The organism is Corynebacterium sp. 239_CJEI, assembly GCF_001055995.1.
Taxonomy (GTDB): Bacteria; Actinomycetota; Actinomycetes; order Mycobacteriales; family Mycobacteriaceae; genus Corynebacterium; species Corynebacterium jeikeium_D.
Genome location: NZ_JVOW01000031.1, coordinates 12803 through 31781, shown reverse-complemented (window position 1 = coordinate 31781; position 18979 = coordinate 12803). Strand labels below are relative to the sequence as shown.

At 61.7% G+C, this 18979-nt stretch carries 14 protein-coding genes and 2 tRNA genes; 11 read left to right on the top strand and 5 right to left on the bottom strand.

Going from position 1 to position 18979, the window contains the following annotated elements:
• Positions 1 to 335: 335 nt before the first annotated feature.
• The 3 genes from ADB08_RS08640 to ADB08_RS08630 all read left to right on the top strand — a co-directional run bounded on the left by ADB08_RS08640 (position 336) and on the right by ADB08_RS08630 (position 5635).
• Positions 336 to 3995, top strand: coding sequence for a phosphoribosylformylglycinamidine synthase (locus ADB08_RS08640; RefSeq protein WP_049172456.1), 3660 nt, complete (start codon positions 336 to 338; stop codon positions 3993 to 3995).
• Positions 3996 to 4227: 232 nt separating this feature from the next.
• Positions 4228 to 4300, top strand: a tRNA-Arg gene (locus ADB08_RS08635).
• Positions 4301 to 4645: 345 nt separating this feature from the next.
• The gene (locus ADB08_RS08630) at positions 4646 to 5635 is read left to right on the top strand and encodes an LLM class flavin-dependent oxidoreductase (protein WP_049172455.1); all 990 of its coding nucleotides are present in this window, start codon (positions 4646 to 4648) and stop codon (positions 5633 to 5635) included.
• A gap of 49 nt (positions 5636 to 5684) precedes the next feature.
• Here ADB08_RS08630 and ADB08_RS08625 read toward each other — a convergent pair whose 3' ends face one another.
• Together ADB08_RS08625 and ADB08_RS08620 are read right to left on the bottom strand one after the other, a co-directional pair.
• On the bottom strand, positions 5685 to 6533 hold the full coding sequence (locus ADB08_RS08625) for a CoA transferase (RefSeq protein WP_049172453.1): 849 nt from the start codon (positions 6531 to 6533) through the stop codon (positions 5685 to 5687).
• Positions 6534 to 6542: 9 nt separating this feature from the next.
• Positions 6543 to 7568, bottom strand: coding sequence for a prephenate dehydrogenase (locus ADB08_RS08620; RefSeq protein WP_049172451.1), 1026 nt, complete (start codon positions 7566 to 7568; stop codon positions 6543 to 6545).
• 38 nt (positions 7569 to 7606) lie between these two features.
• On the opposite strand from ADB08_RS08620, the gene ADB08_RS08615 reads away from it, so the two are divergent.
• From ADB08_RS08615 to ADB08_RS08605, 3 genes are all read left to right on the top strand, one after another.
• On the top strand, positions 7607 to 8164 hold the full coding sequence (locus ADB08_RS08615) for a tRNA adenosine deaminase-associated protein (RefSeq protein ID WP_049172449.1): 558 nt from the start codon (positions 7607 to 7609) through the stop codon (positions 8162 to 8164).
• A 112-nt stretch (positions 8165 to 8276) separates the two neighbouring features.
• Entirely contained in the window at positions 8277 to 8720 is a 444-nt protein-coding gene (locus ADB08_RS08610) for a nucleoside deaminase (protein ID WP_187403902.1), read from the top strand.
• Between the two features lie 137 nt (positions 8721 to 8857).
• Positions 8858 to 9046: a CsbD family protein gene (locus tag ADB08_RS08605; RefSeq protein ID WP_048759178.1), complete on the top strand. Its 189-nt coding sequence runs from the start codon at positions 8858 to 8860 to the stop codon at positions 9044 to 9046.
• A 108-nt stretch (positions 9047 to 9154) separates the two neighbouring features.
• Here the strand turns inward: ADB08_RS08605 and ADB08_RS08600 are convergent, their stop codons facing one another.
• Positions 9155 to 10135, bottom strand: a complete 981-nt coding sequence (locus tag ADB08_RS08600; protein ID WP_049172444.1) for a diaminopimelate dehydrogenase — start codon at positions 10133 to 10135, stop codon at positions 9155 to 9157.
• 276 nt (positions 10136 to 10411) lie between these two features.
• On the opposite strand from ADB08_RS08600, the gene ADB08_RS08595 reads away from it, so the two are divergent.
• From ADB08_RS08595 to ADB08_RS08575, 5 genes are all read left to right on the top strand, one after another.
• Positions 10412 to 10502, top strand: a tRNA-Ser gene (locus ADB08_RS08595).
• Positions 10503 to 10923: 421 nt separating this feature from the next.
• Entirely contained in the window at positions 10924 to 13926 is a 3003-nt protein-coding gene (locus ADB08_RS08590) for an MMPL family transporter (protein WP_049172441.1), read from the top strand.
• A 61-nt stretch (positions 13927 to 13987) separates the two neighbouring features.
• Entirely contained in the window at positions 13988 to 15289 is a 1302-nt protein-coding gene (gene tgt / locus ADB08_RS08585; protein WP_049172440.1) for a tRNA guanosine(34) transglycosylase Tgt, read from the top strand.
• Positions 15290 to 15555: 266 nt separating this feature from the next.
• Entirely contained in the window at positions 15556 to 16509 is a 954-nt protein-coding gene (locus tag ADB08_RS08580; protein ID WP_049172437.1) for an ABC transporter ATP-binding protein, read from the top strand.
• Between the two features lie 13 nt (positions 16510 to 16522).
• Positions 16523 to 17302 carry an ABc transport system integral membrane protein gene (locus ADB08_RS08575; RefSeq protein ID WP_049172602.1) on the top strand — a complete coding sequence of 260 codons (780 nt, stop codon included), beginning with the start codon at positions 16523 to 16525 and terminating at the stop codon, positions 17300 to 17302.
• 59 nt (positions 17303 to 17361) lie between these two features.
• On the opposite strand, the gene ADB08_RS08570 is transcribed toward ADB08_RS08575, so the two are convergent.
• The gene (locus ADB08_RS08570) at positions 17362 to 18138 is read right to left on the bottom strand and encodes a queuosine precursor transporter (RefSeq protein ID WP_049172436.1); all 777 of its coding nucleotides are present in this window, start codon (positions 18136 to 18138) and stop codon (positions 17362 to 17364) included.
• Between the two features lie 22 nt (positions 18139 to 18160).
• Positions 18161 to 18853 carry an ArsR/SmtB family transcription factor gene (locus tag ADB08_RS08565; protein ID WP_049172434.1) on the bottom strand — a complete coding sequence of 231 codons (693 nt, stop codon included), beginning with the start codon at positions 18851 to 18853 and terminating at the stop codon, positions 18161 to 18163.
• Positions 18854 to 18979 lie beyond the last annotated feature (126 nt).

The following is an 18979-nucleotide window of genomic DNA, read 5'->3' as shown; positions in this document are numbered from 1 at the left end:
ATGCATCGATAAGACAACGAACCAGCTCCCTTGCTTCAGCAACGCGCAGCAACAGGTAGCAACGTGCAACAACAGGCACCAACCCGGACCTGCCGCCCGACTCACCACCTCCCTGAGCCGCCACGGCCGTACCTCCAACACCCCCGCGCAGCCTTTGCCTGGCCGAATCCGATTAGCCTGGCCTTGTACTTGGTCAATCGGGGCTTCCGCCCCGCGCCGCTTCCGCCCCGCGCCGCCCCGCGCCGCCTCGCGCACCGGGGGACATTTTCCTATCCTGAACAGTTGCAATAGACTTAGACCCCGGTTGCCCTCCCCGTATTTCGATAGGAGCCTTGATGGACGCCCGTCTAGCCGTTCGCCGTAAGCCCGAGTTCCGCAATGAGGAAGCTACGCTGCTGTCCTCGATCGGCCAGGACGGCGAGGTGGCAATCTACTATCTCTACGATGCTTTCGATGCGACGGAGGAGGATCTTGTCGCGCTGCGTGAGTCGGTAGTTGCTGATTCGCGTGTCGACGAGCTGGTCGAGCTCCCGGCCCCCGCCGAGCTGGGGAACTACCTTGCTGTCGAGCCGCTGCCTGGCCAGTACGACCAGCGTGCCGATGCCGCCGAGCAGGCCCTGCGCCTGCTCCGCCCGGAAACGCAGGCGCAGATCACCTCGGCAACGCTGTATGTTTTCGATGCTCCGGTGAATGACGCCGTGCGCTCCTTCCTCATCAACCCGGTCGAATCGGGGGAGAAGAACCTGAGCGTCCTGCGCCGTCCGAGCATGGGCGAGATTGAGCCGCTGAAGGAGTACCCGGGCTTCACCGAGCTGGATGACGAAGGCCTGGCCGAGCTGCTCGCAGCCGACGGCATGGCCATGTCGCTGGCCGACCTGAAGACCATCCAGGATTACTTCCGCTCCGAGGGCCGCACCCCGACCGAGGTAGAGCTGTCCGCGCTGGATACCTACTGGTCGGACCACTGCCGCCACACCACCTTCAACACCGAGCTGACCTCCATCGAGAACAACGAGCCGCGCTTTGCCGCACAGCTCGACCGCGCGCTGCGTCGCTACGACGAGCTGCGTGAGCTCAACGGTCGCACGCACAAGCCACGCTCCTTGATGGACATGGGCACCATCATGGGCCGCGAACTGCGTCGCACGGGTGTCATGGATGACCAGGAAGTCTCCGAAGAAATCAACGCCTGCTCCGTCTACGTCGACGTCGAGGGCGATGACCGCAAGTGGCTCCTCATGTTCAAGAACGAGACCCACAACCACCCGACCGAGATCGAGCCATTCGGTGGTGCCTCGACCTGTCTCGGTGGCGCAATCCGCGACCCGCTGTCGGGTCGCTCGTGGGTCTACCAGGCCATGCGTCTATCTGGCGCAGGTGACATCAACACTCCGCGCGAGCAGACCCTCGAGGGCAAGCTGCCGCAGCGCGATATTTCCTCCCGCGCCGCAGCCGGCTACTCCTCCTACGGCAACCAGATCGGTCTGGCCACCACTGGTGTGCGCGAGCTGGTCCACCCGGGATACGTCGCTAAGCGAATGGAACTCGGTGCCGTCGTCGCCGCTGCCCCGGCAGACAACGTCAAGCGCCTCGAACCTGCGCCGGGCGATGTGGTGATCATGCTCGGTGGCCGCACCGGCCGTGACGGTGTCGGCGGTGCGACTGGCTCGTCCAAGGCTCACGATGAGGACTCGCTGGGCCGTTCCGGTGCCGAGGTGCAGAAGGGTAACCCGGTCAACGAGCGCAAGATTCAGCGCCTGTTCCGCCGCGAGGACGTCGCCACCAAGATTGTCCGCTGTAATGACTTTGGTGCAGGTGGCGTGTCCGTTGCGGTCGGTGAGCTGGCTGACTCCATCGACATTCACCTCGAGCGCGTGCCGCTGAAGTACGCCGGTCTGAATGCCCGCGAAATCGCGATTTCCGAGTCTCAGGAGCGCATGGCGCTGGTCGTGCGCCCGGAGGACGCCGACTTCATCATCGCCGCCGCTGCCGAAGAGAACATCGAGGCCGTCGCGCTGGCAGACATCACCGACACCGGTCGGCTGCGCATGTTCATGGGCGGCGAGGTCGTCTTCGACCTCTCCCGTGAGTTCATCGACACCAACGGCGCCGACCGCGCCCAGAACGTCGAGATGGTTGCTGCGGAGGGCGGCGTCGTAAAGCAGGCACCGGCGAGCGTGCTGGAGTCGCTGCGTGCGGCGACGGCGGGCTCCCAGGAGGGCATGATCGAGCAGTTCGACTCGACCGTCGGCCGCTCCACCGTGCTCATGCCGTACGGCGGTGCGACGCAGAAGACCGACGAGCAGGCGTCGATCCAGACGCTGCCGGTCGATGGCGGCACGAGCACCGCGTCCGTCATGACCTGGGGTTACTCGCCATCGCTTGCCGACGAGTCCCCGTACCTCATGGGTTCCTACTCCGTCGTGGAGGCACTAGCTAAGCTCGCAGCGGCCGGTGGCGATCCGCGCGGCGCCTGGCTGAGTGTGCAGGAGTACTTCCAGCGCCTGGACCAGGATCCGAAGCGGTGGGGCGAGGTCGCGCAGGCTCTGCTTGGCCTGCTGGAGGCTCAGGATGGCTTTCAGGTTGCGGCTATTGGCGGTAAGGACTCCATGTCCGGCACTTACGGCGAGGACCTGCACGTGCCGGCGACCCTGGTGACCTTCGCAGTTGCCGCGATGGACGAGACCGACGCCGTATCCGCTGCAATCCCGGCAGGTAACTTCGACCTCTACCTGTTTGCGCACAAGCCGCTCGAGTCCGGGGAACCGAACTACGAGCAGCTCAACGAACTATTTGCTGCTGTGCGCGAGCTGCGCCCGGCTGCGGCCTCGGCTGTTACCAATGCGGATCTGGCTGCGACCCTGGTCAATATGGCTGTGGGCAATGGCGTGGGCCTGGAGGCATCCCTTCCGGAGGCTCCGCTGGGCTCCATCGTTGTGGCTGTTCCGGCTGGTCAGGATGTTGAGGGCGCTGTTGAGGATGCTGTGAAGATCGGTGCCACCGACGAGTCGGGCACGCTGCGCTTCGGTGAGGAGTCCTTCACTGTCGCCGAGGCTCTGGAGGCAATGGAGTCCGGTTACCGTGAGGTCTTCCCGCTCAATGACTACGAGGGCGAGGCCCTGCCGGAGTTCGCTAACCAGGTCAACGAGACCAAGACCGACCTGCAAAGCCCGGGCAAGAAGGATGTCCACGTGTTGCTGCCGGTCTTCCCGGGTACCAACTCCGAGTACGACATGGCCGAGGCATTCGTCGCGGCGGGCGCTACCTACGAGTTCCACGTAATCCGCAACCTGACCCCGGCAATGCTGGCGGAGGACACGAAGGCGTTCATCGAGAAGCTTCAGGACTCCGACATCCTGGCATTCTCCGGTGGCTTCTCCCTGGGTGATGAGCCGGACGGATCCGCCAAGTTCATCGCCGCGTTCCTGCGTTCCGACGATGTCGCAGCCGCCGTCAAGGAGTTCGTGGCCGACAACGGTCTTGTGCTCGGTATTTGTAACGGTTTCCAGGCGCTGGTCAAGTCCGGCTTCCTGCCGTACGGCGACCCTGCGCAGCTCCGCGAGGACTCGCCGACCCTGGCCCACAACCGCCAGCTGCGTCACGTGTCCCGCATCGCCACCACTCGCGTCGCGACCGTGAATTCCCCGTGGCTGCGCGGTTTCGAGCCAGGCCAGACCCACCTCATGCCGGTTTCTCACGGTGAGGGCCGTTTCGTGGTTTCCGAGGACGAGGCTCGCCGCCTGTTCGAGGCCGGTCAGGTCGCTTTCCAGTACGTCGATGCCGACGGCGATGCCGAGGGCGTGCCGACGATGACAGCGCCAGCCAACCCGAACGGTTCCTCCTACGCCATTGAGGGCATTGTCAGTGCTGACGGCAGGATTCTGGGCAAGATGGGTCACCCTGAGCGTTTCCGCGAGGGCTTGATGCGCAACATTCCGGGTATTGGTGAGCAGGACATCTTTGGCAACGCTGTCCGCTGGGTCCGCGGCGAGTAGTTCCTCGGTTTCTTCGTTACCTCGGTCAGGGGTACCTCGGTCGGTCCTGTTCGGATAGGCCGGGGTAACCGCTACGAAACCTGTTGTTAATGTGCAACGAATATGTACTTGAATAAGTGCCGAAAAGGTTGCTTGAACAGGCGATTTTGTAAAACTTAGCAGGATGAGTAAAGTATCTATTCGTTGCAGGGGCCGAGGGGATTACCCCAGAGTCGCTGAATAACAACAAAATGCGCCCGTAGCTCAACGGATAGAGCATCTGACTACGGATCAGAAGGTTAGGGGTTCGAATCCCTTCGGGCGCACAATGCAGACCCGCGCCGATAAGGTGCGGGTCTTTTTGTCTGCCTGACTTATCGATGGTTTTCCGGTACTTATGGGCGCGGTATTGGCTCTGCCTGCGCTCATATCGATGAGCTATTCACTTGTGGCCAGGCTATAGCTCATCGATATGTGAATACCTCATCGATGAGTGAATACCACCCATGAGCCACCCACGCCCGCAAGCCGCCCACGATCCACCCACGAGCCACCCATGAGCCACCCACGAGCCACCCGCACCCGAATCCCCAAACCCCAAAACCCAGCGCCTCAGTATTCGAAGCATCTCAAACTCGCAATATCCGACTAACGGTCTAGACTGTGGAACCATGATTCGTACTGAGTCCATTCTTGACCTCGCTACCGTAGCCTCGGGGCAGTCCCACGCCGACGCCCTACAGGGCTCCATCGATTTGGCGCAGACAGCGGAAAAGGCTGGTTATAAGCGTATTTGGTACGCTGAGCACCACAATATGAACTCCATCGCGTCCTCGTCGCCGGCAGTTCTTATCGCAGCCGTGGCTGCAAAAACCGAGAGCATCACCCTCGGCTCCGGCGGCGTCATGCTGCCAAATCATGCACCGCTGACGGTCGCGGAGCAGTTCGGCACGCTCGCGAACCTGTACCCGAATCGCATCGAGCTGGGGCTTGGCCGCGCTCCGGGCACTGACCAGGCCACTATGCGTGCGCTGCGTCGTGACCCGCGCTCTTCTGATTCCTTCCCGCAGGATGTGCAGGAGCTGCGCGGTTACCTCTCCGACGAGTCGCTGATTAAGGGCATCAACGCGATTCCGGGCCGCGGCACCCACGTGCCGCTGTACATCCTGGGCTCCTCGCTCTTTGGTGCTCAGCTCGCGGCGGCGCTCGGCTTGCCGTACGCGTTTGCTTCGCACTTCGCGCCGGACGCGCTTCGCGATGCCATCGCGGTCTACCGCGAGCAGTTCCAGCCTTCTGAGCAGCTGGATAAGCCGTACGCTTTTGCGGCCATGAACGTGATTGCGTCGGAAAGCGAAGAGGATGCGCAGCAGCAGTACTTCGCTACCCGCAGGAACATGGTCAGGCGGTTCCTCAGCCGCGGTGGTCACCACCTCACCGACGATGAGGCAGAGATTCTGATGGATACCCCGCAGGGGCGCCAGGTGCAGAATATGTTCCGTCATACGGCAGTCGGCACGGTGGCACAGGTGCGTGAGCAGATTGCGCAGTTCGGTGAGTACTCGGCGGCGGATGAGCTGATCGTGGCTCATCAGTCGTTGAAGGTTCCTGACCGACTGCGTTCGGTGGAGCTCACCGCGGAGGCCACGGGGCTGACCGCGTAAGGCTCCAGGCCCAGGAGTACGTCGAGGCACGCGGCCTTAAGTCGCCCTCTTACTCCACCGCAGCCAGTGGCAGCGCCTTTTCGCTGGCAAGCTGCATGATTTCGGCGTTGGTGCGCTCGCGGAGGAAATCCGCAAGTTCCTCGCGGTTGCTCGCGCCAGTGGCCTCGGTCAGGGCGGCGGCAAAGTGCGGCTCCAGCGCTGCCACGGCCACGTAGCCGTCGGCGCTGGGGTAGAGGCCGTACGTCCACAGGCCGCCACCGAGTAGTCCGCCGGGCGCCGTCATGCCGTACTTCAGCGGCGCGGCACCGGCCTCGCCCGCCTGCTTTAGGCCGATGCGGCAGTGCAGTCCAGGCTGCTTTACGACGTCCGCCCCAGCACCCGCCCGCTTAATCAACCCGGCAAGGGCAGCGGTGACCGCAAAGTGCGCGCCCAGAATGTCGCCCAACAGCACCGGCGGCATCGCCGGAGGCGTGAGGGTTCCGGCCTCCGCCTGGTAGGTCAGGTCATGGCCAGGGGTTTCTGGAGCTTCGGTATCACCGACAATGTCGATATGTACCGGCCCATTCGGGCGCTCGTGGAGGCCCGCCAGCCCCATGCGTTCCAGCGCGGAGGGGCGAACCGAGGTGATGACCACATCGGCCTCATCGATCAGCGAGCTCAGCTGTGCGCGACCCTCATTGCTCTTCAGATCCGCCTGGATAATCTCGTGACCTGCGGACATAGCTTCATACCAGGAGCGGCCGAAGGCGCCGAGCGGATCGCCTGTTGGTGGCTCGACCTTAATCACCCGGGCGCCTAGCTGGCCCAAGTGCTGAGCGGCCAGTGGTCCCGGTACGTTAATGGCGAAGTTGACGACAGTGATGCCTGCGAGGCTGGTGTGCAGCTCGGGGGAAAACATAGTTCCACACTAGAACACATCTATCTGTCCGCCGACGCTTTCGGCCAACTTCAACTGGTTGATCCAGCCGCCCTCGCCGACGCGCAGTCGGAAAATCGGGCGGTGAGCAGGGCGGGCCTCGTAGCGGACACGGGCAATCTGACCGGTTTTGGCCAGGTCCATAGCGGTTCCCTCGGTGGCCAACTGGGTGCGCGCGGCGGTGAGGCGCTCGATGACGTCGTCAAGCGCGGTGAGCACGGGTTCGGTGTTGTTCTCACACCAGGACATGACCATGTCAGGAGCAGCGGCGGCGACGCGGGTGCAGTCGCGGAAAGAGCCGGCTGCAAGCGAAATGGCCAGGGGGCCACCGGCTTCACCGGCGGCGGCAATTGCGTAGGCCGCTAGGTGGGGCATGTGGGAGATGCGGGCGACACTGGCATCGTGGTGGTCGCTCAGCGCTGGAATGAGCTGACTGCCAAGAGCTGCTCCCAAGTTGGCGACCTGCGAAAAGACCTCAATCCAGCGCTCCGGGGCGGGCTCGCCCGCAACGTCGGCAGCGGCTGCCAGGTCGTAGGTGATGACCCAGGGGGCGCCGTCGAAAAGCCCTTCGAGCGTGGCGGACCAGCCCGCCTGCGCGGACCCCGCCATTGGGTGCGCGCCGACGAAGCGTTCCTCCATCCCGCGAGCGGAGACCTCGGCGGCGACGGCCGCCTTCACGGAGACCACATCCGTAATGCCACAGCTGGGGGCGTGCTCGTTGATGGCGTCGAGCATCGTGCCGACGACTGTCATGGGGGTGCCGATCACGATGAGCGCGCGGCTAGCCTCAGCACGTTCGAGCGTGGCCTGAAGATCTGTACTGGCGTCGAATCCCTCCTTCGTGGCTTCCTCGACCGTTGCGGACGAGCGATTCCAACCGAAGCATTCGACGTTATGGGCCCGCAGATCGCGCATCATGGAGCCACCGATGAGGCCCAAACCGAGGATGCATACCGCGGGTAGTTGTGCAGCTGACAGGGAGGACGAAGCAGGGGAGGGGGACTCGAAATTGCTCACCTGACAAGCATGACATACAGCGACTAGCGTTGTGGGTTATGAGCACGACCTTTTCCGGAGGGTACACCTCCGATGACGACCGCTCCTTCGCGGTTGCCGTAACTATGGGGGAGCGCGGTTGGCGCGTCGTCGATCTTGGGGACGACGCCACCGATTCCCTCGCCGACGCTGCACAGGCGCTGCGCAATCTGCGTTCGGAACGCGCCGCTGTCGGAATGCTCAATATCGACGACGATTACTTTATTCTCGTGCGCCAGGGCGTTGGGTCGCTGCGCGTTGTGCTTTCCGACGCCACCGCCGCCGTCACCGACGACATTGCGGCAGATGTGTTCGACGAGCTGGATCTGGATATCCCCGACCTCGACGAGGACGAGCTCGACGATGTCGACGCCTGGGCCGAAGGAGATATGGATATCCTCGCTGACCTGGGCTGTTCGGAGGAAGCCCTGGAGTCCATCTGTGACGATCAGTCGCTGTGGGCGTCCGAGCAGATCTTGGCCATTGCCGAGGAACTGGGGTGTGCCGAGGAGCTCGCCGATGTCGCCGACCTGGATTACGACGGTGACGATGACGACTACGACCCCTATGACGACTAACTCTGAGAAAGGTCATCTGACCGAGCGACCAACCGACCTTGCGGCCGGCCAACCAGCTGGTCGGCCAAGTGCTCTTCCCCGCCGCGAACAGGACATTCTCGACGAGGAGTGGATGCGCCTGGCTATCGCTGAAGCTGCTCACACGGCACCCGGGGATGTACCTGTGGGAGCAGTGGTCGTGGATGCCGAGGGCAAGGTTGTGGGCCGGGGCTCGAACCGTCGGGAAGCTGATGGTGACCCGCTTGCCCACGCCGAAGTCATTGCGTTGCGCGAGGCCACCCGCGCTGTTGGTGACGGTTGGCGGCTGGAGCAGTGCACGTTGGTCGTGACGCTGGAGCCGTGCGTGATGTGCGCCGGCGCGTGCGTCATGGGGCGCGTGGGGCGCGTGGTCTTCGGCGCGTGGTCGCCCAAGACCGGCGCGTGCGGCTCTATCGCCGATGTCATCCGAGATCCCGCCCACGCCTTCACGCCGCAGGTGCGCGGGGGTGTGCTTGCCGACGAATGCTCCGTTTACCTGCGGGAATTCTTCGAAAGGCAACGGCAGTTGGATGAGTGAACGGAATCACAGTTAGGTCACAATTCCCGCTGTGGCCGTGACGAGCCTTCATTTTCACGTACCGTCGGAAGTAGTGGGGCTGCTAGACGGTGGCTCTATAGAAACTAGATAAGTCGTTTACGTAGGAGGCTTACATAATGAGCGAGCTGCAGAACAAGGCCGACGAGTTGGGCGGCAAGGTTAAGGAAGCTGCTGGCGACGCCGTTGGCAACGAGGACCTGGAGAACCAGGGCAAGGGCGAGCAGACTGCTTCGAAGGTCAAGCAGGGTGCTGAGGACCTGAAGGACAAGGCTACTGAGGCCCTGGGCAAGCTGACCGACAAGTAAAGCTTTTAGCTCTCGGGAAGAGATAACCCCAACCATTTCCGCTTTTGATATGCGGAGATGGTTGGGGTTCTTTGTGTTTCGCTGGCCGGCTGTCAGCGTTGGGGCTGGCTACAGCTTCTGAGCTACCAGGTCATCCAGTGGTTCGGCGGACAGAAGGTACGGGGCAATCTCGAAGACGGTGCGGGCACCAGTCTCGCCAGCTTGCTTCAGGCGGTAGGCAGCGCGACCGTAGGCAACCTGGACGGCAGCGGTGAAGTCGGGGTTGCGCTCCAGTTCGAGACCGAACTCGATGACGTGACCGGAGGTACCGGCCTGGCCACGGGTAATGACCTGGCCGCCGTGCGGCATGCCCTGGTGGTCGCGGTCGAACTCCTCTTCAGAGATGAAGTCCACGATGGTCTCGTATGGGGCAAAGTAATCCGGCATGGTCACGATAGTTTCGCGAATCTGCTCCTTGAGCTTGGCATCCTCGTCGGCGTCGCCGGTTTCCTCAGCGACGACGAAGCAGTGGCGCAGGTGGCACTCGTTACCCTTCAGGTCTGCACCCTCGCCCTTCTTCACGGCCTCGATAGCTTCCGGGTTCGGCTTGGTGTACTGGACGCCCTTCTTCACTCCCGGCACACGACGCACGGCATCGGAGTGGCCCTGCGACAGGCCTGGTCCCCAGAAGGTCATCTGGTCTGCTCCCGGCAGGATGGCAGCGCCCAGGACGCGGTTCAGGGAGAACAGGCCCGGGTCCCAACCGGTCGAAATCATGGCGATGTTGTCACCCTCACGAGCGGAGGCGTCCATGGCCGCGCGGTGCTTCGGAATCTCGTGGTGGTTGTCGTAGGTGTCGACCGTCGTAAAGCTCTTTGCCAGCTCAGGGGCCTGCTCTGGGACATCGGTGGCCGAGCCGAGGCACACGAACAGCACGTCTACCTCGTCCTTGTACTTTTCGACATCTGCAGCCGGGAGCACGCGGGCCTCAGTGTCCAGCGAATCGCGACGGGAGAAAACACCGACGAGTTCCATATCCGGCTGGTCGGCAATGACCTTTTCGACGCTGCGGCCCAAGTTGCCGTAGCCGATGATGGCGGAACGAATCATGAGGGAGAACCCTTTCTGTGTGGCTGCACTTCTGTGTTTAAGTTTCTAGATTTCAAGCTACAGACTATTCCTTCATATCTCAGCGGGCGTTGGCCACCCCGAATAGCGCGGTCGTTTAAGCGGATGGTGCAGTAGATGGAGTGATTTGGGATGGCGGGGGTTGTGGTTCTGTGCGAACGGCTTGGCGAAGGACCGGCGGTGCCGACTGTGTGGACAGCTGAGCCCTCTGACCTGGGGATTTGGTAGATAAAGGGGCTACCTGTAACGTTTTCTAGCGGTGACGTGTCCGAGCGGCCGAAGGTGAAGCACTCGAAATGCTTTGTGCGGTAACCCCGTACCGAGGGTTCAAATCCCTCCGTCACCGCCAATAAAACCCCCGGTGGTTCCTTTAAGTAGGAGCCTCGGGGGTTTTGCATTTAATCGGCCCTGATTGCCTGAGTGCGGTGGGGAGAGGTGCCCGTCGTAAAGCGGTGAATGGTGAGGCACCCGACCTGGAGTGCCTAAATCACAAAAATAACATCAGTAACACACACCCCATTGTTCACGTTTATCCGGGAAGTCCGCTACTCTTAGCAAAAGTATTTCCGGTTTTTATGTCGTGCCCGCCCCCAATGACCATGTCAGCGCCAGAGTTGATGTTGGCCAATCCGGGGTGGTCGCTAGCATCGGAGTAGCGAAGAGGCTTCAAACTGCAGGTGGAGTCCGAGGGAGTGCGTGGTTAGCGCGAATTCGGGGAAGCGGCAGTTGGGGGCGGTCCAGGCGAATATTAGACGTAAGGGAAACTTGACATGGCAAAGGCCTTGTTCAAACTCGGCAGGTTCTCCTACCTGCATAAATGGACTGTGATCATCGTGTGGTTGCTGATTTTGGCGGGGCTGGGCGGTGCAGTTGCCGCATTCCAGAAGGGGTTCATCGACCAGTTCTCGATCCCCGGCATGCCGTCGGCAACGGCTTCTCACGTGATTGAGGAAAAGTTCCCCGATGTTCCGAACCCAATTCGAGAGCAGCGTGTCTATGTCGCCTTCGAGGCTCCCGAGGGGCAGAGGCTCGATGACCCACAAAATAAAGAAGCTGTTGACCAGGTTATTAATGGCATTCGCGACAATGTCGGCCAAATCTCCGATGATTTGCAACTCCACAACCCGGTAGACCTCAATCCGAAGATGCAGGCGATGGTCAAGGAACAGGGCATGGCTGCCGGCCTGCCCAAGGATGTTGCCGAGGCCGACGCCAATGCCCTGCGTACCGTGTCCGATGACGGTCGCTACGGTATTTCCACCTTCGTTTTCGACGCCAAGATGCCGCAGGACATCGAACCGGAGAATATGCAGGCGCTTCTCGACGCAATGCAGGCCGGTCGTGACGCCGGTATCAAGGTCGAGGCCTCTGGCCCGGGCATGCAGCCCGCGATTGAGGTAGCTCCGACCTCGGAGATTATCGGTGTGACCGTGGCATTTATCGTGCTGGTTGTCACCTTCGGATCTCTGGTCGCTTCGTTCCTGCCTATTGTGACGGCGGTAGTGGGCATTATCATCGGTGTCTTCGGCGTGACATTGATGACCGCATTCACCGACGTCAACTCGATTACCCCGGTACTTGCCGTCATGTTCGGCCTGGCTGTCGGTATTGACTACGCACTGTTCATCCTCTCTCGCTACAGGGCAGAAAGAGCCCGAGGGATGACCAACGAAGACGCCATCGGCATGGCTACCGGTACGGCTGGCTCCGCTGTGGTTTTCGCCGGCCTCACCGTGATTGTCGCGTTGGCAGCGCTGACGGTGGCCAAGGTGCCGTTCATGTCTCTGATGGGTATTTCGGCGGCAATTACGGTGGCCTTCACAGTGCTGGTCTCTCTGACCCTGCTGCCGGCAGTTATGTCTCTGCTGGGCGACAAGGTCTTCGCTGGTCGCGTGCCCGGTGTTGCCGGCAACCCCTCGCGTAATGCGCGCAAGGGACGCCGCTCTTCCTTCTTCGGCGAGATGACGATGGGGCGCCGTTGGGTCACCTTCGTGCACAAGGCCCCAGGGTTGTTCCTGGTCGGCTGTATCGTCTTGCTGTTGGCGTTGGCCTACCCGGCCATGCACTTGAAGCTGGCGCTGCCGTCGGACTCTACTGCGGCGAAGGACAGCACGAACCGCAAGGCCATCACCATGATTGAAGAGGGCTTCGGCGCGGGACGTAATTCACAGCTCATCATTATTGCCAAGTCGGATGATGTGAAGCCCGACGCACCGGTGCTCAAACCACTTATCGAGTCCCTGAAACAGACCAACCCGGAACTCTCTGACATCGAGGCCGCCCGTAAGGCTTCCTATAGCTACGCTGTCGACCAGTTCAAATCCAATGTCGGTGTCGAGCACATCCAGATGATTGGCATGAATCATGACGGCACTGCGGTCAAGATGATTATGACCCCGAAGTCGGGTCCGCTCGATCCTGCGACCAAGCAGCTGATGAACGCGGTGCGCGATCAGCAGAAGCAGATTGAGCAAACCACCGGCCTATTCACCGGTGTCACTGGCCTGGTTCCTATCGAAATTGACATCACCGACCGTCTCCAGGGCGCAATGCCGCTCTACTTGGGCGTTGTCGTGGGGCTGGCAGTGATTCTGCTACTGATGATTTTCCGCTCCCTGATGGTGCCGGTGACTGCCGGTGTGGGCTTCTTGCTCTCTGTCGCAGCCGCATTCGGTGTCACGGTGGCATTTTTCCAGGATGGCCTCTGGGGTGTGATTAGCACTCCGGGTCCGCTGGTCAGCTTTGTGCCAATCTTCCTCATTGGTGTGACGTTCGGTTTGGCCATGGACTATCAGGTCTTCCTGGTTTCCCGCATGCGCGAGCATTACACCCACAACAAGGGTGAATCCTCGCCAGAATCGAAGTACAACGCGGTCGAAGAATCGGTCGTTGAAGGCTTTACTCTCGGCGCTCGTGTGGTCACGGCCGCTGCGATTATTATGATCTCCGTCTTCGCGGCGTTCGCCGGGCAACCCCTGGCGATCATCAAGGTATTCGGTTTCGCGCTGGGTGCCGCAGTGCTTTTCGACGCCTTCGTTATCCGCATGACCTTCATCCCGGCAGCCATGTTCCTGCTTGGCCGCGCTACCTGGTACATGCCGAAGTGGCTGGACAAGGTGTTGCCTTCTGTGGATGTCGAAGGCTCTGCCCTGGAAGAGGTTTCCGAGGAACTGGTGGAGAAGGGCCGCCGCGAGCGTATGGCTCGCGGTGAGTCCCTGTTGCCCGAAAGCGAAGGCGCTGGGCGTGGCTTTGGCGGGGCTGACGCTGACGAGGACGAAGCAGACAGTGCCGATGGTGAAGTCGGTGCTGGTGCAGAGGGCGCGGCGGGCGCAGCTGGTGGTACTGCTGTGGCTGTCGCGACCAAGAAGCGTAACCGCTGGATTCCGAAGCGGAAGAAGGCAAAGCTGAAGGAGCTCGAACCCGCTGACCAGGCTGAGCAGGCCGAACGCTCTGAGCAGGCCGAACTGTCCGCCCCTACGGCGCCTTTTGATCCGGAGCAGCCGGCACAGCCAGAGCAGCCAGAGCAGGCGGAGCCGACCGAACAGCTCATGCAGCCCGCGCCAGCTGAACCAACCGACGCCCAGCCGAACCCGGAAAATGCCAAGGACGTCGAGGTCCGCCCGTACTACAGCCCGGCTCGTAAGCGGAAGAAGATTACGGTTGCGGAACTGATGAAGCGCGAAGGACTCGAAGAGGAAGCGCCACGTCGTAGCCGCGCCGTGTGGGACCCGGAAAACGCTGCCCAACCCGAGGAAAACGACAGCGCTGAGTAACTCGCGAATAGCACCCAGGTAACCTCAAGGCATTAGCACTGGACCACAACCAAGGAGCTTCATGTCGCAGTCGAGGACGACGGGCTTTGACGTCGTAAAGCAAATCGAAGGCGCGCGCGGACGTGCTGGCACCATCCACACCCCGCATGGCGATATTGCTACGCCGGCGTTCATTCCGGTCGGCACGAAGGCGACCGTGAAGACGCTCACGCCCGAGCAGGTGCGATCCACCGGCGCGCAGGCCATGCTGTCGAACGCGTACCACCTGTATCTGCAGCCCGGCGAGGAAATCGTCGACCAGGCCGGCGGGTTGGCAAAGTTCTCCAACTGGAACGGCCCGACATTCACCGACTCCGGCGGATTCCAGGTGCTCAGCCTCGGCGCGGGCTTTAAAAAGACCCTCGCGATGGACGTCACCGGCATGCAGAAAGACGACATCGTCGCCGAGGGCAAAGAGCGCAACGCGTTTGTCGACGAGGACGGCGTGACTTTCCGCTCGCACATCGATGGCTCCGAGCATCGCTTCACGCCGGAGGTGTCCATGCGTATTCAGCACGCGCTGGGCGCCGACATCATGATGGCGTTCGACGAGCTCACCACGCTGATGAACACCCGCGGCTACCAGGAGGCATCCGTCGAGCGCACGCACCGCTGGGCGCGCCGTTGCCTGGAGGCTCACAACGAGCTGACGATTTCGCGCGGTCAGGTCGATGCGCATGTTCATTCGCTTGACGACGGCCAGTTGCCCATCCAGCAGTTATTCGGTGTCGTGCAGGGTGCGCAGTACGAAGACCTGCGCCGCAAGGCCGCCCGCGGGCTGGTGGAGCTCTCCCGCGAGTTCGAGGATGCCGGCCAGCTCGGCTTCCACGGCTATGGCATTGGTGGGGCGATTGAGAAGCAGAATCTGGGCCTGATCTGCGGTTGGGTCAACGACGAGCTTCCCGACGACCGCGCCCGCCACCTGCTGGGGATTTCCGAGCCGGACGATATTTTTGCCGCTGTCGAGGCCGGTGCCGACACCTTTGACTGCGTGGCTCCGACGAGGCTTGCCCGCCGTGGTGGTGTGTACACGCTCGATGGCCGGATGACCTTGACGAATGCCCGCTTCAAGAACGACTTCCGCCCCGTGGATGCGGAGGTGCCCTCCTACACTTCGCTGAATTATTCCCGGGCCTACCTGCATCATCTGTTGAAGGCCAAGGAGTACCTGGCTGGCACGCTGTGCACGATTCACAACCTGTTTTTCATGGTGCAGCTGGTGGAGAACATTCGCGCTGCGATCCTGGAGGACCGGTTCTTCGAGTATCGCGATGAGTTTATGGGCCGCTACTACGCCAACGGTGGCCGTGCGGTGGGGAATTAGGGCTCGGCTGGGGGCTGGGGTGTGCTTGGGTCGGTTGGGCTGTGGCTGGGCTGGGGCTAGGCTTCTGCCTTTTCGCACTTCACGACAGCCATGTCACCTCGTGCCATCTGTGGAGGTGGCATGAGGTGACACCAGTGGCGTGAAGTGGCAGGGAACACCCGAATCAGTCCAGTGGCGTGAAGTGGCGGCTGGGCGGGCCCGGGGGAAGCCCAAAACTAGACCTAGCTCTACTGCGCGGGGCAGTCTCAACCGGCATCATGGAGGACATGATCACGGTTGAACGACTCAGCAAGAAGTACGGTTCGAAATTAGCCGTCGATGACCTGTCCTTCACCGTTCCCGACGGTGTAGTGACAGGTTTTCTCGGCCCAAATGGCTCCGGCAAGTCCACCACCATGCGCTGCATGCTGGGCCTCGATACCCCGACCACGGGCCAGGCCTTGTTCACCGGGACGGATTCCCAGGGCAACACCTACAGCAACCAGCCCTTTTCCACGCTGAAGAATAAGCCCAGCGTCGCCGGCGCAATTCTGGATGCCGGTTGGCACAACAAGGCTCGTTCGGGCCGCTCTCATCTGCGGGCCCTCGCCCGCGGCGCTGGCATCCCCGACACCCGCGTGGAAGAGTGCCTTGAGCAGGTCGGCATGACCGAGGCGGCGAAGGACAAGGTCGGCGGCTACTCGCTGGGCATGAAGCAGCGTCTGGGAGTGGCAGCGGCTCTGCTCGGCAAGCCGCAGCATCTGATTTTGGATGAGCCGGTCAACGGCCTGGACCCCGAAGGCGTCTCGTGGATGCGCCACACCATCAAGGCGCTGGCCGCTCAGGGCTGTGCAGTTCTCGTGTCGTCGCACCTCCTTTCCGAGATGCAGCTCACCGCCGACCGCATCGTCGTCATCGGCCGCGGTCGCATGATCGGCGAGTACAGCATGGATGAATTCCTTTCCGACGGCACGGTCATCGAAGTTGAAGTCGATGACCCCGCTCGGCTGCTGCAGGCGTTAGGGCCGGTCGCGCGTGGGGTTGACGTCGATAAGCAATTGCGCATTCAGCTTTACGACGGCATCAGCGAGCAGCAACTCCGCCGCGACATTGCGGCTGCTGCCTTGCGTGAGGGGCTATTGGTGACGCGGTTGCACACGAAGCGCGACAACCTGGAGGAGAAGTTCCTGGCTGCGACCCAGGAATCGCAGGAGTACCGCGCGCAGGCGATTGGGCAGTAGGGGAGTGACTGAGATGAGTTTTGGAAACGCTTTGCGGTCGGAGTGGACGAAGCTAGCCAGCCTGCGTGGCACGTGGGTGTATGTGGTGTTGTTGGTGGGCTCGATAGCTGGGCCGATGGCGGCTTTCAGCATGGCGGCGGATGCTGGTGCGACCGCTGATTGGGAATTGCTGCTGTTGGGGACCGTGATCTTCAACATGATCGTGATTGCCTTTGGTGGCTCCACCCTGGCGGGTGAGTACAACGATCAGATGAATGCGCATGCGTTCTTGACGCAGGACCGAAGGAGCCTGTGGCTTTCGGCACGGATGACGCTGACCCTTGTGCTGATTGCTGTCTGTTGGGTCATTGGTGTGGCGCTTGCTTGGCTATCGGTGACGGTTTCCCCGCGCGTGGAGTTCAAGGGCGGCGACGCTGCCACGGACATGCTCGCCGGAGTGCTTGGCTTTGTAGTGTTTGGACTAATCGCGATGTCGCTGGGAGTGTTGACGCGCTCGCGCGTGGCCGCTGTCGCCATTCCGCTGGTGTGGATCCTGGTGGTGGAAAGCATGCTGGAGTTCGCGGCGCTCGCGTATGCAATTTTCCGGCCACTGTGGCTGGTCACGCCGGGTGCACGCATTCAGCAGTTGTCAACGCAGCTGGGCGGTCTGATGGCAAACCCGGAGAATCCACGCCTCGGGTTTGAGGCTGGGATGACGCAGCCGATGTGGTTCAACATCGTGGTGCTGGTGGCCTGGATCGTTGTGGCGGTTGGCGTTGCTCATTGGGCCAATGCCAAACGGGATGTGAAGTAAAACAGAAAAGTGCCGCGACTACTCGCTTCTCAGGTGAGGTCGCGGCACTTTTTTCGTCGTTAAGCGGGAACGTGCGTGTCGTAGTAGCCTTCGCGGCGCTTGACCCACGCGATGACGGCGTAGGTGACTGGCATGACTACAATCTCGACGGCGGTCTTCCAGATGAAACCGACGATGACGTAGTTGACGAAGGTGCCCCAGGTATCGATGCCGATCGCGGTGGCGGCGATGGAGCAGAAGATGAGCGTATCGACGAACTCGCCAACCACAGTCGAGCCCATCAGGCGCGCCCAGAGAGCCTTTTCGCCAGTGCGCTTCTTAATGGCGTTGAGCGACCAGGCGTTGAGCAGCTGACCGACGACATAACCGGCCAGACCTGCGAGAACAAGCTGCGGGACGGTGCCCAGCACAGTGGCGAATGCTTCCTGATTCTCGTACCACGGTGCCGCCGGGAGCTTGATGGCGGCAAAGAAGCAGAGCATTGCGCCGGCGAGGATGGCAAACCCGGTCCACACGGTGCGGCGGGTGGCTTTGTAGCCGTAGCACTCGGAAAGCACGTCGCCGATGACGTAGCTCAAGGGGAAGAGGAAGAAGGCACCGTCGGTGGCCAGGCCGAAGATTTCCACGCCCTTGGTGGCGGTGATGTTGGAGACAATCAGCACGCCAATGAAAATGGCCGTGAACATCGGGTACAGCGATTTCGGTACCGGGATGTGGCGTGGCGTGTGTGCTGTGGATTCGGACTTAGTTGCGTTCTCGGGCGCGTGCGAGGTGCTCACAGCGGCAGCCTCGGCGTTGCCCGGCCCAGACTTGGGCAGGTTTTCGTTATTTGTCACGGGAGGGAATGTTACCTGCCGGCTAGGGCTCCAAGCGAGTGCCGATGAAGTCTTCGAGGCCGACTTTGCCTTCTGCCGTGAGTTCGAGTCCGCGGGAATTGGGGATTGGGGTCAACCAACCCTTTGAAATGAGGCCACGCAGGAGCGCGGCGCCGAGCGATCCGGCCAGGTGAGAGTCGGCGTGTGTCCAGTCCTTGCAGAGGAACGCTGTCTTCCTGCTTGCGTCGAGGCTGGATAGGCCAGTGCCGAGGTAGGCGAAGCATTTCTCGGCGTTGGGGCCAAAGGTGACGTCCCCGGCGTCGGTGATGAGTGCTTCTTTGGCGAAAAGGGCCCGAGTGAGTTGTACTCCGAGGGATCCTGCTAGGTGGTCGTAGCAAGACCGGGCGAAGGTAACTGCTGGTTGGTGCTCTGGGATGGGTGCGGCAGTGTCGGCGCCGGCAGCCTGGAAAAGATTGGCAATTACCTGGCGTATTGAGGGGTTAGCGATGGAGTAGGTCGCGCTCTTCCCTTGTCGCTCGACATCGACAATTTCGGCTTCGCGGAGGCGTCGAAGATTGTTGGACAGCGTCGATTCGGCGATGTTGGTGGACTCGGCGAGGCTGCGCACGCGAGTCGGACCATTTTTGAGGAGATACTCCAGGATTGCCAGGCGCACGGGAGACGAGCATTCCGCGGCGATTGCGGCTGCCTGCTCGAAGTACGTGCGCTGTTTCATGGTGTTAGCGAATCACTTTGTGGTCATGGAGGCAAGTGGCTGTGAGTGAAAGGGTGGGATGACCGGCCATTTTGCGGTTTGTTTAGGCGTGCCGACGTAAGGTGCTGCGGGTTAGTTCTGTCGAAA

What these genes read in the sequence shown, in the direction of transcription:
- ADB08_RS08640 (WP_049172456.1), top strand. Translation starts at nt 336, where the DNA reads ATGGACGCCCGTCTAGCCGTTCGCCGTAAGCCCGAGTTCCGCAATGAG.
- ADB08_RS08630 (WP_049172455.1), top strand. Translation starts at nt 4,646, where the DNA reads ATGATTCGTACTGAGTCCATTCTTGACCTCGCTACCGTAGCCTCGGGG.
- ADB08_RS08625 (WP_049172453.1), bottom strand. Translation starts at nt 6,533, where the DNA reads ATGTTTTCCCCCGAGCTGCACACCAGCCTCGCAGGCATCACTGTCGTC.
- ADB08_RS08615 (WP_049172449.1), top strand. Translation starts at nt 7,607, where the DNA reads ATGAGCACGACCTTTTCCGGAGGGTACACCTCCGATGACGACCGCTCC.
- ADB08_RS08610 (WP_187403902.1), top strand. Translation starts at nt 8,277, where the DNA reads ATGCGCCTGGCTATCGCTGAAGCTGCTCACACGGCACCCGGGGATGTA.
- ADB08_RS08605 (WP_048759178.1), top strand. Translation starts at nt 8,858, where the DNA reads ATGAGCGAGCTGCAGAACAAGGCCGACGAGTTGGGCGGCAAGGTTAAG.
- ADB08_RS08600 (WP_049172444.1), bottom strand. Translation starts at nt 10,135, where the DNA reads ATGATTCGTTCCGCCATCATCGGCTACGGCAACTTGGGCCGCAGCGTC.
- ADB08_RS08590 (WP_049172441.1), top strand. Translation starts at nt 10,924, where the DNA reads ATGGCAAAGGCCTTGTTCAAACTCGGCAGGTTCTCCTACCTGCATAAA.
- tgt (WP_049172440.1), top strand. Translation starts at nt 13,988, where the DNA reads ATGTCGCAGTCGAGGACGACGGGCTTTGACGTCGTAAAGCAAATCGAA.
- ADB08_RS08580 (WP_049172437.1), top strand. Translation starts at nt 15,556, where the DNA reads ATGATCACGGTTGAACGACTCAGCAAGAAGTACGGTTCGAAATTAGCC.
- ADB08_RS08575 (WP_049172602.1), top strand. Translation starts at nt 16,523, where the DNA reads ATGAGTTTTGGAAACGCTTTGCGGTCGGAGTGGACGAAGCTAGCCAGC.
- ADB08_RS08565 (WP_049172434.1), bottom strand. Translation starts at nt 18,853, where the DNA reads ATGAAACAGCGCACGTACTTCGAGCAGGCAGCCGCAATCGCCGCGGAA.